Origin of the sequence: Pseudomonas sp. B21-036 (assembly GCF_024748925.1) — a bacterium.
Taxonomy (GTDB): domain Bacteria; phylum Pseudomonadota; class Gammaproteobacteria; order Pseudomonadales; family Pseudomonadaceae; genus Aquipseudomonas; species Aquipseudomonas palmensis.
Genome location: NZ_CP087178.1, coordinates 1,882,520 through 1,896,090, shown reverse-complemented (window position 1 = coordinate 1,896,090; position 13,571 = coordinate 1,882,520). Strand labels below are relative to the sequence as shown.

The window sequence follows — 13,571 nt, the reverse complement described above, 5'->3', positions numbered from 1 at the left end:
ACAGACATACTGAAAAAAGATAGCGCACCGTCTTGCACGGCAGCTGAAACGTCACAGCGAACGGAGCCCATCGACGTCGATGGGCTCCGGCAACACGGACGCGCCTCAGGCGCTGGCGTTCTGCGCCTTGGCCAGCAACTGTGCACGCTGCTCGGGGGTCATGCTGTCCAGACGTAACCGTGCCGCCGCCAGTTTTTCCAGTTGCCCGGGGGCGGCCTCCTGCGAGCGCAACGCCTGCGCCAACGCTGCCACGCTGGGGTTGTCGAACACCACGCCGGGGTGCACATCGCACTGCAGCAACTTGCGAATGCCCGCCACCAGCTTGATCACCAGCAACGAGTGCCCACCGGCAGCGAAGAAGTCCTGCTCCACGCTCAGGCGCTCCAGCCCCAGCAGTTGCGCCATGCGGCTGGCCAGCAGTTCCTCGACGGCATCGCGCGGCGCCACACAGGCCACCTCGGCAGTGGCCAACGGACGCTGCTGCAATGTTTGTCGATCGACCTTGCCATTGGCCAGGCGCGGCATCTGCGCCAGCACCTGTACATGGCGTGGCAGCATCGGCGCCGGCAGCCTCAGGGCCAGTTGCGCCGTCACTGCGGCAGCCGCCTCCTGACCTGCGCCCTCACGCAGCACCAAGAAGGCCACCGGCTCGGCGTCGACCAGCACCGCAACCGCCTCGCTGACCTGCGCCAGGCTGGCCAGCTGCACTTCGATTTCCGCCAGTTCGATACGAAACCCTCGCACCTTGACCTGCTGGTCGCGCCGGCCATACAGCTGTACACCGCCCTCGGGACGGTAGCGTGCCAGGTCGCCGCTGCGGTACAGCCGCTCACCCGGCTGCAGCGGATGCTCGATGAACACCTGTGCCGTCTGCTCGGGCGCATTCAGGTAGCCACGCGCCAGTTGTCGTCCACCGATGTACAGCTCGCCCAGTTCACCAATGGCCACCGCCTGAAGGTGCTCATCCAGCACCAGCACCTGATTGTTGGGCAGCACCTCGGTCAAGGGCACACTCCCTGCGTCCATATCCGCCGCTGTCACCCGATGCACCAACACACCCACGGTGGTTTCGGTAGGCCCATAGTGGTTGAACACGCGACAGTCCGGACGAATCTCGGCAATGCGCTGCAGCAGCGAGACGCCGATCGCTTCACCGCCCAGCACCAGGGTCGCCGGCAGGTGCGGCGCCTGGGCTTCGAGCAACGCGGCCAGGTGCGAGGGCACGATCTTCAGGCAGTCGATGGCCTGTTCACGCATGAAATGCGCGAACGCCTCGGGCGACTGGATGCTGTCGTCGTCGGCTACATGCAGCGCTGCACCCAGGTACAGCGCGCCCAGCAGCGCGGTGTTGCCAAGGTCGGCAGCCACCGTGGAACTCAGGGCGAAGTGACGGCATGCATCGAGTTGCAGTTGCTGGCACACCCCGGCGGCGTAGTTGAGCAACTGCTGATGCTCCACCACCACGCCTTTGGGCGTGCCGCTGGAGCCGGAGGTGAACAGCACATAGGCGACATCGGTCGCACTGAGCGCAGGGCTGGCCACATCGCCGTCGACGTGGCCCAGCAGCGCGATGTCCTGCACGACCATACCCTGCCCGGCCAGTTGGGCCAGATGCGCCTGCTCGGTCAGCACCAGGCCTGGCTGTGCCTGTTCCAGCATCTGCAACTGCCGTGCAACCGGCCATTGCGGGTCCAGCGGCAAGTACGCGGCGCCCACCCGCCAACAGGCCAGCATGGCCACCACCCATTGCGTCGAACGTGGCAAGGCCAGCCCTACCCGCCCACCCTGGCCCACGCCGAGTGTCACCAGGTCGAACGCCAGGCGTGCCACGCGCTGTTCAAGTTCGGCGTAGCTCAGGGTCACGCCGGCACTGACCAGCGCCGGAGCGTCCGGGGTGATGGCGGCCCACTGGGCGATGCGTTCGGGTAACAGCACCCGGTCTTCCAGCGCACGCACTGCGGGGTTGAGGGCAAGCAGCGCGGCGTTGTCCGCAGCCCCCGAGAGGTTGAGCCGGCCCAGGGCCTGTCGACTGTGCGCGGCGATGCTGTGCAGCAGCGCCTGGTACTGTCCGAGCAGCACTTCAAGACCGACCTGGCTGTAGCGCCCCGCTTCGGCGTCAAGACGCAAGGCCGTGTCGCTGACGCTCAGCAGCAACTCGAACCGGGGCTGTGCTTCGGCCAGGCGGGTCGCCTGCCACTGCGCAGTGCCGACAACCTGCTCCAGCAAGGCAGCGCGCGCGGCAAAGCCGTAAAGCGGGTTTTCATACGCCACCGGCAGGTTGCCTGCGGCATATTCCTGCCAGGTTGCATGCTGCTCGAGCTGCGCCGCCAGGTCGGTAACCCACGCTTCGAAGGGTTGCTCCTGATCCACATGCACTACCAGCGGCAGGGTTTTCTCGAACACCCCGATGCTGTTCTCGAAGAACGCGTAATCCTTGCGCCCGTCGTGGCGCCAGCCACCGACAAACCGATGGCGCCCGCTGATGCGTGCCAGCAGCGTCCACCAGGCTGCCTGCAGCACGGTGTCCAGCGTTACCCCCAGGCGTTGCGCCAGGCCAGCCAGCTGCGCCTGCAACGGCGCCTCCAGCGTAGCCTCAAGCTTGAGCGCGGCTGCGGGCTGGGCCGTGGCACGGCGGTATGGCAAACAGGGCGCAACGCACGCTTCGCTGGCCGGCAGGTGCGCCTGCCAGTACGCCTTGGCGGTGTCGGCATCTTCGTCGAACAGCACTTCGCTGCGCCACTCCAGGTATTGCGCAAATTGCCCCGGTTCCTCGTCGTCGACCGCAGCAGCGTGCAGGTAGGCCTGTACCAGCGCGTCGAACATTACCTTGAGGCTGCCGGCATCACCGACAAAGCGGGCCAGCGCCAGCACCAGCACCCACCGCCCCTGCGTCACACGCGACAGCAAGGCCTGCACGTACGGGCCTGCCGCAGGCCAGGGTTCGGCGAGCCACGCCTCGGGCGCCACATCCGGCTGCACCTGCAGGTCGAACGCCTGCGCCGATGCCTCGGGCATGAACTGGCGCTGGCCGTGATAGCCGGCCACGCTGCCCAGGCGCATGGCCAGGGCGGCGTGTCGCGCCAGCAGGCTGTCCAGTGCCTGCTGCAGGCGCGGCACATCCGGCTCGCCGTGGATATCGACGCGCAGGCAATGCGCGATGGCCTCGCGCCGTGCACCGGCATTCAATGCCGCGACCCAGGTTTCCTGCTCGGGAAGCAGGGCCAGGCCTGTGTCCTGTGTTTCCAGCTGTGCCGTGCTCATGCGCCCGCCTCGTCCTTTGCCATCGTCCGCTGTTGTGTGTCAGGCAGCGCCTCCAGGGCACTGCGTTCGATCATCTCGCCCATCGCCACGACAATCTTGCGCGGCCCCTCGAAGGGGTCGCGAGCATGGGCGGCAAGCATGTTGTCGAGCAGAATCACATCACCCTTGCGCCACTCGAAACGCACCGCGCATTCCTCGTACAGGTCGCCGATCTGCTGCATGACCTCGTCCTCGATCGGCGAACCGTCGCCGTAGTAAACATGACGGGGCATGCGCTGCTCGCCGAACAGTGCCAGCAGGTCTTCGCGCACATCCGGGTCCAGGCAGTAGATGTGGTGCAACTGCACCTGGTTGAAGAAGCTCTTCTCGCCCGTGACCGGGTGGCTGATGATCGCCGGGCACGGCGTGCGGATCTGCAGTTCGTCGTTGTCCAGCCAGGTCCACTGGATGCCCGCCGCACTGCAGCGCGCCTCGACCTCGGCACGCACCTCGGTCTTGAAGAAGTGCTGCCACGACACATCGAGCTTGTCGGCAAAGGTGCGCACGTATAGCAGGCCCTTGCCCTCGAAGCGCTCACGCAGCTCGGTCGGCAGCTTCTGGTACATCAGACGGCAGTCCACCACCGGGGTGGCGCCCCCCACGGGTGAAGGCTGCTCACAGAAGAACAGCTGCTTGCGCGGCCAGCGATCCTGATGCGCGCTTTCGTTGTGGAAAAGAATCATCTTCTTCTCCGGATACGGCGTCGAACGGTAGGTGTTCTTGCCGCCTTCCTTCTTCGGCAGGTCACCGTACTGGCCATACAGGCCAGGCTGCACCGCTTCGGCAAAGGCTTCGAAGGCGTGGATATCGCGCAGGGCGAAACCACGGAACAGGATGCCGGCATGCTGGGCAAGCTTGTGCTCCACCAGTGGGCGGTTGTGCTCGATCCACTGGATCAGGTCCAGCCCCGGGTCGGTCGGTTCCCACAGCAGCGGGAACGCCTGGCCCGGCACCATCAGGCTCTCGCGCATGGCGGCTACCGCAGGGCGCGCTGCCGGCCCCTGGGCCTTCTTCAGAAACTTGCCCAGTTTGTCGGCCTTGCTCGGTGCAGCGGGTGTTGCAGGCGCAGCCACAGGGGCCGCGGTATGGGTAGGCATGTTGATTTCCCCTAGACGTTTATCTGGATCACGCACCATCTGTTCGAGAATGGTCATCCAGCCTTTCACGCAGAGCTCGATACGTTCTTGTTGGAATAAGTCGCTGGCGTACTGCCAGGTGCCATGCAACTGGTCGGCCTCCTGGTCGATGAACAGGGCCATGTCGAACTTGGAGTAGCCACCGCCCATCGGCAGTGCCTCGACCCGCACCGCGTCCATCGCCGCCTGGCGCACCGGCAGGTTGTTCATCACGAACAGCACCTGCACCAGTGGGTTGGCGCCCTTGTGCCGAGGCGTCGCGGCAGCCTCGACGATCTGGTCGAATGGCAACTCCTGGTGTTCGAACGCACTCAGTGCGGTGTCCTGGACCTGGGCCAGGTACTCGCGCACCGACAGCTGCTCCTGCCAGCGTGAACGCAGCGGCAGCACGTTGATGAAAAAGCCGATCAGGCCTTCCAGTTCAGGCTGCGAGCGCCCCGCCACGTCCGCCCCGACCAGCACGTCGTGGCTGCCACTGAGCCGGTGCAACATCACCTGGAATGCCGCCAGCAAGGTGCTGTAAAGGGTGACCCCGGCGGTACGTGACAGGCCCTTGAGCTGCTCGTGCAGGGCCGCCGGCAGGCTGAAGTGCAGGTCGCGACCGGCATGGCTGGCCTGGGGCTTGCGCGGGTGGTCGGCCGGCAACACCAGCAGCCCGTCGTGACCGGCCAGGGTGCGCTGCCAGAAGGCAGCCTGTTCGCGCATCACTCCCGCCTGCTCCAGGGCCTGCTGCCACTGGGCATAATCGGAATACTGCAAGGGCAAGGGCGGCAACGGCGTCTGGATCCCGGCCTTGAGGCGGGCGTAGACCTCGACCACTTCGTTGCTCAGCAGCGCCAGCGACCAGCCATCGGAGATGATGTGGTGCATGCAGAACAGCAGCACGTGGCGCTCCTGACCCAGGCGTATCACCTGGCCACGCAACAGCGGTGCCTGCACCAGGCTGATGGGCTGGCGGGCATTGTGCTCGATCGCCTCGGCCACCCTCGCCTTCTGCTCCCCTGCTGGCAGCATCGACAGATCCAGCAGCGGCAGAGGCAGCGGCACGTCTGTGCTGACCACTGCCAGTGGATCACCGTCGTCATCGGCCACATACGCGGTACGCAGTACTTCATGGCGCCTGATCAACTGCGCCAGGCTGGCTTCGAGCAGCGGCACCGACAGTTCGCCTTCCAGGCGCAGCGCCAGGGGCATGCCATAAGCGCCGCTGGGCGCGGCGAACTGCTCGACCACCCACAGCCGACGCTGGGCCAGCGACAGCGGCGCCGTGGCGCGCTCGCCGTAGGCCTGCAGGCTCGGCAGCGCCGCGCGCGACCGGCCATCGCGCTGAGCCAGCAAGGCGGCGAAGGCACCGAGGGTCGGCGTGCCGAACAGGTCACGCAAACCCACCTCGACACTCAGTACCTGACGCAGCCGCGCCACCACCTGGGTAGCCAGCAACGAGTGGCCACCCAGCTCGAAGAAGTTGTCGTCGCGACCAATCCGCGACAGCTCCAGCACCTGCTGCCAGACCTGGGCAATCCTCTGCTCCAGATCACCTTGCGGCGCCACGTACTCGGCCTGCAACAGGCTCGCATCCGGGGCCGGCAGGGCGCGGCGGTCGAGCTTGCCGTTGGCCGTCAGTGGCCATTGCTCCAGGAACAGCAGGTGCGTGGGCACCATGTAGTCCGGCAGTTCGGCCTTGAGCCGGGTTTTCAGTTCTTCCCGCAGGGCCGTGGGGTCGGCGGCGTTATCGTGGGGCAGTACATAACCCACCAGTTGCTGGCCGCTCGGCCCGTCCACCGCCAGCACCAGCGCCTCGCGCACCGCAGCCTGTTGCGCCAGACGTGCCTCGATCTCACCCAGTTCGATGCGGAAGCCGCGGATCTTGACCTGATGGTCGATGCGGCCGACGTACTCGACGATGCCATCCTGGCGATAACGCGCCAGGTCGCCCGTGCGGTACAGGCGCTCGCCGCGGGCCGAGAACGGGTCGGGCACGAAGCGCGTGGTGGTGAGATCGGCACGCTTGAGATAACCACGCGCCAGGCCGGCCTGGCCCACATACAGCTCGCCGATGGCGCCTTTTGGCACCGGGTTCAGGTCGGCATCGAGCAGGTACCACGACAGGTCCGGGATCGGCTCGCCAATCGGGCTTGCCGCATCGCCGGCCAGGTCTTCAAGGCTGACTGGACGGTAAGTGACGTGCACCGTGGTCTCGGTGATGCCGTACATGTTGATCAGTTGCGGCTGCTGATCGCCGAAGCGCTCGAACCAAGGGCGCAGGCTGTGCACGTCGAGAGCTTCACCACCGAACACCACGTAGCGCAGGGCGGGTTTGGCTGCTGCATTGGCGGGGGCACAGGCCACCTGCATCAGCTGTTTGAACGCCGATGGCGTCTGGTTGAGCACGGTGACCCCCTGCTCGCACAGCAACTGGAAGCACTCTTCCGGTGCCCGGCTGGTGGCCTGCGGCACGATGACCAGCCTGCCGCCATACAGCAGCGCGCCAAAGATCTCCCACACCGAGAAGTCGAAGGCATAGGAGTGGAACAGGCTCCATACATCGTCGGGGCCGAAGTTGAACCAGTGTTCGGTGGCGGCAAACAGGCGCAGTACGTTGTGGTGCGCGAGCAACGCGCCCTTGGGCTTGCCAGTGGAGCCGGAGGTGTAGATCACGTAGGCCAGGTTGGCAGGGTCCAGCGAGAGTGCCGGGTTGTGCATGGCGAAGGCGCCGAAGTCATCGTCCAGCAGCAACGTGCGCACCCCGGCCGGCGTTGGCAAATCCAGATGCGACTGGGCCAGCACCACGCTCAGGCCGCTGTCTTCCATCATGTAGGCCAGGCGGTCCTCGGGGTACGCCGGGTCCAGTGGCACATAGGCGCCGCCGGCCTTGAGGATCGCCAGCAGGCCGACCACCATCTCCAGGCTACGCTCGCAGGCCAGGCCCACCAGCACCTCAGGCCCGATGCCCTGGGCAATCAACGCATGGGCCATCTGGTTGGCGCGCTCGTTGAGTTCGCGGTAGCTGAGCTGGGCGTCACCCAGGGTCAGCGCGATGGAGCCCGGCGCACGCGCAGCCTGGGCTTCGATCAGTTCATGGAGACAGCGCTGGCTGGCGAACTGCGCAGGCGCCGGGTTCCATTCGGCCAGCACCTCGCGCTGCTCGGCCTGCTCCATCAGCGCCAATGTGCCCAGGGGCCGATCAGCCGCAGAGGGCATGGCCAGCAGCAGGTGGCCCAGCTGCGCGGCGATCTGCTCGATCGTGGCCGGTGCGAAGTGCGCCAGGTCGTAGCTCATGTGCAACGACAGTTCGTCGCCAAGCCCCACGGCCAGGGTCAACGGGTAGTTGGTCTGTTCGTGCTGCTCCATCGCGCCGAAGCGCAGGCCCTCTGGCGCCGCCTGCTCCAGCACCTCGGCCACCGGGTAGTTCTCGAACACCAGGATATTGTCGAACAGCGCCTCACCGCCCTTGCCGGCCCAGCGCTGCACTTCGAACAGCGGTGTGTGCTCATGCTCGCGCAGGCTCAGGTTCTGTGCCTGGACCTGCTGCAGCCACTGGCCGACCGTCAGCTCCGGGCGCGGGCTGGCGACCACCGGCAAGGTGTTGATGAACAGCCCGATATGCTGCTCGACCCCCTTGAGCTCGGCCGGGCGCCCCGCCACCGTGGCGCCGAAGGCCACGCACGCTTGCCCGGTATAGCGTTGCAACAGCAACAGCCAGGCCGCCTGCAGCAGGGTATTGACGGTGACTTTCTGTTCACGGGCAAAGCGTTGCAGGCGCCCGGTGTCGACGGCCTGCAGGGTCAGGTAGTGATTGGCATAGCCATCTCCGGCAGGCGTCGATACCCGGGCCAGGCGTGTCGGCTCCTGCAAGTCGCGCAACTGCTCGCCCCAGAAGGCTTCGCTGCGCTGACGGTCCTGACGCTGCAACCAGGCGATGTAGTCGCTGTAGTTGCCAACGGCGACCTGCGGTGCCTGCCCGCAATAGCGTTGCAGCACCTCGCCCAGCAACTGCGAATTGCTCCAGCCATCCATCAGGATGTGGTGGTGGGTATAGATCAAGTGGTAGCGCTGCGCCCCGCTCTGCACCAGGTGCAGGCGCAACAGCGGCGCGTGGCCCAGCTCGAAGCCGCGGCGACGCTCGTTGCCAGCCAGCGCGGCCACCGCCTGTGCCAGGTCGTCGCGCTCACGCCAGTCGTGCACCTCGAAACTCAGCGTGGCCTGGCGCAGCACCGCCTGCAACGGCTGCAGCAGCGGCGGCTGCCAGAGAAATGCGGTACGCAGGATGTCGTGCGCGTCCACCGCATCCTGCCAGGCGCGGGCAAAGCGCACGGGGTCGAGCCCGTCGATCTCCAGGCTCATCTGCGTGATGTAGTCGGCACTGTCCTGCTGGTACAGGCTGTGGAACAGCATGCCTTGCTGCATCGGCGACAACGGGTAGAGGTCCTTGAGGGTAGGCGCGGCAATCGGCAAGGCATCCAGCTGGGCCTGCTCGAGTCCCGCCAGCGGGAAGTCCGACGGCGTCACGCCACCGGCCTCGGGGCTGCAGCAATGCGCGATCAGCAGGCCCAGTTCGTGGCCATAAGCATCGGCCAGGCGCTGCACGCTGGCGGTATCGAACATGGCGCGGCTGAAGGTCCAGTTCAGTTCCAGCTCGCCCTTGTAGACCTGGCCATTGATGCTCAGCCAGTTGTCCAGCGGCGCCTCGGCGCTTTGCGGGTTGCCGGCCGCATCGCCGCAGGGCGTGAACAACGCGGTGGCGTCGGCGAAGCTGGCATCGAACTGGCCCAGGTAGTTGAAGGTGATGCGCGGCGTCGGCAGCTCGCCCAGCGCACGGCGCGTCGCCTCGTCGCCCAGGTAGCGCAGGGCGCCGAAGCCGATGCCCTTGTCGGGGATGGTGCGCAGCTGCTGCTTGATTGCCTTGATCGAGTCACCCAGGCCTGCGGCCGGGGTCAGCTTGAGCGGGAACACGCTGGTGAACCAGCCCACGGTGCGGGTCAGGTCCTGGTCCTCGAACAGCTCCTCGCGGCCATGCCCTTCCAGTTGCAGCGCCACTGCCGGGGCCTGCGTCCAGCGGGTCAGCACCCGGGCCAACGCGGTCAGCAGCAGGTCGTTGACCTGGGTGCGGTAGGCGGCGGGCGCTTGCTGCAGCAACTGACGGGTCTGCGCCAGGTCCAGGCGCGTACTGACACTGGCAGCCTGGCGGGTGCTCAGGTCGCCTTGCGGGTGCTCGCACGGTAACGCCAGCGCCACCCCCTGCAACTGGTGCTGCCAGTAATCCAGCTGGGCCTGCACCGCTTCACTGCGCGCATGCTGCTGGAGCCACTGCGCCCAGCGTCTGATCGATGTGGTCCTGGGCGGCAGCTGCACGGCCTGCCCGTCACGCAAGGCGGCGTAGGCCTGTTGCAGGTCCTCGAACAGGATGCGCCACGATACGCCGTCCACCGCCAGGTGATGGATCACCAGCAGCAGGCGCTGCTCGCCCTGCGCCAGGTCGACCAGCAGGCCGCGCAACAGCGGGCCATGCTGCAGGTCCAGGCTGGCCTGCGCGGCCTCGCCCAAACTGTCGAGCTCGTGCAGCGACGCCGCCTCGCGATGCCACAGCAGCGCCGTGCCCGGCTCGGCGACGGCGTGGGCGTGCCAGCCGTCGGCCCGCTGCTCGAAGCGCAGGCGCAGCGCATCGTGATGCGCGACCACCGCCTGCAAGGCACGCTCGAGCAGCGACGCGTCGAGTGCCTGCGACGGCTTGAGCAGCACCGATTGGTTCCAGTGGTGACGCTGCACCTGCACACTGTCGAAGAACAGCTGCTGCATCGGCAGCAGCGGTGTCGGGCCGACCAGTGCTACCTGGTCCGGCGCGGTGCCGGCGGTGCCGACCTGCGCCACCGTGGCCAGGCTTTGCACGGTCTGGTGCTGGAACAGATCCTTGGGGCTGATACGGATGCCCGCCTGACGTGCACGGCTGACCACCTGGATCGAGATGATCGAATCCCCACCAAGCTCGAAGAAGTTATCGGTCAGGCCTACCTGCTCGAACTTGAGCACGTCCTGCCAGATGCTCGCCAGGCGCTGTTCCAGATCGCTCTGCGGGGCCACGTAGACGCTCTGCAGCAAGCTGGCATCGGGTTGCGGCAGGGCCTTGCGATCGAGTTTGCCGTTGCTGGTCAACGGCAAGTGCTCGAGGAACAGCAGGTGCGCCGGCACCATGTGCTCGGGCAGGTCCTCGCGCAGCTGCGCCTTCAGCGCCTCGCGCAGTTCGCCCGGGTCGATGCCCGGCGTGCGCGGCACCACGTAGCCGACCAGTTGCGCGCCACTGGCCCCCGCCTGGGCCAGCACCACGGCCTGGCGCACCTGCGACAGTGCCTGCAGCCTGGCCTCGATCTCGCCCAGCTCGATACGGAAGCCACGGATCTTGACCTGATGGTCGATGCGCCCGATGTACTCGATCACCCCGTCGGCGCGATAGCGGGCCAGGTCGCCGGTGCGATACAGGCGCTCGCCCGCAGCGCCGAACGGGTCGGGGACAAAGCGCGTGGCCGTCAGGTCGCCGCGATTGAGGTAACCACGCGCCAGACCCGCCTGGCCGATGTACAACTCACCGATGCAGCCCCTGGCCACCGGGTTGAGCGCGCGGTCGAGCAGGTACCAGGACAGGTCCGGGATCGCCTCGCCGATCGGGCTGCCGGCCTCCCCCGCCAGGTCTGCCAGGCGCAGCGGACGGTAGCTCACATGTACCGTGGTTTCGGTGATGCCGTACATATTGGTCAATTGCGGCTGCCGGTCGCCGAAGCGCTCGAACCACGGGCGCAGGCTCTTCACCTCCAGCGCCTCGCCACCGAACACCACGTGGCGCAAGGCGTTGCGTGCGCCGGCGTACTCGGGCGCACAGGCCACCTGCATCAACTGACTGAAGGCCGAAGGGGTCTGGTTGAGTACCGTGACACCCTCCTTGAGCAGCAAGGCATGAAAGTCCTCCGGCGAGCGGCTGACATCATGTGGCACCACCACCAGGCGCCCGCCATACAGCAACGCGCCGAAGATCTCCCACACCGAGAAGTCGAAGGCGTAGGAATGGAACAGGCTCCACACATCGTCCGGGCCGAACGCGAACCAGTGCTCGGTGGCGGCGAACAGGCGCAGCACGTTGTGATGGGCAAGCAAGGTGCCCTTGGGCTTGCCGGTGGAGCCCGAGGTATAGATCACGTAGGCCAGGTTGGCCGGGGTCAGCACCACCTGTGGATTGTGCGGGCTGTAGCCGCTTGTATCGTCGCTCAGCAACAGGCACTGCACACCGCCGTCAAGCGGCAACTGCGCCAGCAGCGATGGCTGGGTCAGCAGCAGACCGATGCCGCTGTCCTCGATCATGTAGGCCAGGCGCTCGCTCGGGTAGGCCGGGTCCAGCGGCACATAGGCACCGCCGGCCTTGAGGATGGCCAGCAGCCCCACCAGCATCTCCAGGCTGCGCTCGACCGCCAGGCCGACCCGCACATCGGCGCCCACGCCCTGTTCGATCAGGCGGTGGGCCAGACGGTTGGCACGCTCGTTGAGTTCGCCATAGCTGAGCCGGGCCTCGCCGCAGCACAGCGCAATCGCCTGCGGCGTCCGCTCGACCTGGGCCTCGATCATCTGGTGCAGGCACTGTGTGACCGGGAACGCACGGGGCTGGCCATTCCACTGGCGCAGGGTTGCCTGCTGCTCGGCCGGGCCCAGCAGGGGCAACTCGTCGATGCGCCCGGCCGGGTTGGCGAGGATCGCCTGCAACAGGTTCAGCCAGTGCCGGCCCATGCGCGCGGCGGTGCTTGCCTCGAACAGGTCGGTGGCGTAGGTCAGCGCTGCCGCCAGGCCTTCAGGGTTGTCGTAGGTGTTGAGGGTCAGGTCGAACTGCGCGGTGGGGTTGTCCCAGTGCAGCGGCGCCAGGGTCAGGCCCGGCAGTTGCGCCGCCGGGTTGCCCTGGGCCTCGCCCTGGTGGTTGTACATCACCTGGAACAGCGCGTTATGGCTCAGGTTGCGCTGCGGCTGCAACGCGTCCACCAGTTGCTCGAAGGGCAGGTCCTGGTGGTCCTGCGCAGCCAGCACGCACTGGCGTACCTGCTGCAACAGCGCGCGAAACGTCAGGGGCGCATCGAACTGCGCCTTGAGGATCTGCGTATTGACGAAGAACCCGATCAGGCCTTCGGTCTCGACCCGGTTGCGGTTGGCCACCGGCACGCCCACGCGAATGTCGGGCTGGCCGCTGTAGCGGTGCAGCAGGGTCTGGAACGAAGCCAGCAGCAGCATGAACAGGGTCACGCCCTCGGCCTGGGCCAGGCGCTTGAGCCCTGCACCCAGTTCGACGGGCAACTCGATACCCAGTTGCGCGCCCCTGAAGCTCTGCTCGGCCGGACGGGTGCGGTCCAGGGGAAGCTCCAGCACCGGCTGCTCCCCCCCCAGTTGCGCGGTCCAGTAGGCCAGTTGGCGGTCACGTTCGCCGGCCTCCATCCATTGGCGCTGCCACAGGGCGTAGTCGGCATACTGGATCTTCAGGGCGGGCAGCTCCAGGGTCCGGCCCTGGCTATGGGCGGCATACAGGCGCATCAGTTCGTCGACCATGATCTGCATCGACCAGCCGTCGGAAACGATATGGTGCTGCACGATCACCAGCACATGCTGCGTCGCACTCACCTGCAGCAGCGTGGCACGCACCAGCGGGCCCTGCTGCAGGTCGAACAGGCTGCGCGTCTGCGCCTCGACGAAGGCCTTGATCGCCGCCGCGTCGGCATTGGCCAGGGTCGCCCGGCCAAGGCTGAACGGCACGTGCTCGGCAATCTGCTGCAGGGTCTGCTCGGCGTGCTGGACAAAGGTGGTGCGCAGCGCTTCATGACGCTCCAGCAGCGCTGCAAAGCTGCGCTCCAGGGCCTCGACGTTCAGATCGCCGTCCAGCGACAGCGCGCTGGACAGGTGATAGGCCGCGCTACCGGGGTCCAGCTGCCAGAGGAACCACTGGCGTTCCTGGGCGTACGACAGCAACAGCGGCTCTTCGGGTTTTCGCTTGAATACCGGGGCAATGCCAAAAAGGTTGATGCCCTTCTGTTTGAGCATTATCGCCAAGGCCTTGCGCTCCCTTGGTGACAGCTCGCCCACCGCCCCGATCAATTCTTGCACGCCACTACTCCT

2 protein-coding genes are annotated in these 13,571 nt (G+C 66.7%); both read right to left on the bottom strand.

Annotated elements, in window-relative coordinates; genetic code table 11:
* Positions 1-105: 105 nt before the first annotated feature.
* A complete protein-coding gene (locus LOY33_RS08485) occupies positions 106-3,261 on the bottom strand; it encodes a non-ribosomal peptide synthetase (protein ID WP_213607244.1) in 3,156 nt (1,051 codons plus the stop codon).
* A complete protein-coding gene (locus tag LOY33_RS08480) occupies positions 3,258-13,559 on the bottom strand; it encodes a non-ribosomal peptide synthetase (RefSeq protein ID WP_258662440.1) in 10,302 nt (3,433 codons plus the stop codon). The genes LOY33_RS08485 and LOY33_RS08480 overlap by 4 nt, the downstream gene beginning before the upstream one ends.
* Positions 13,560-13,571 lie beyond the last annotated feature (12 nt).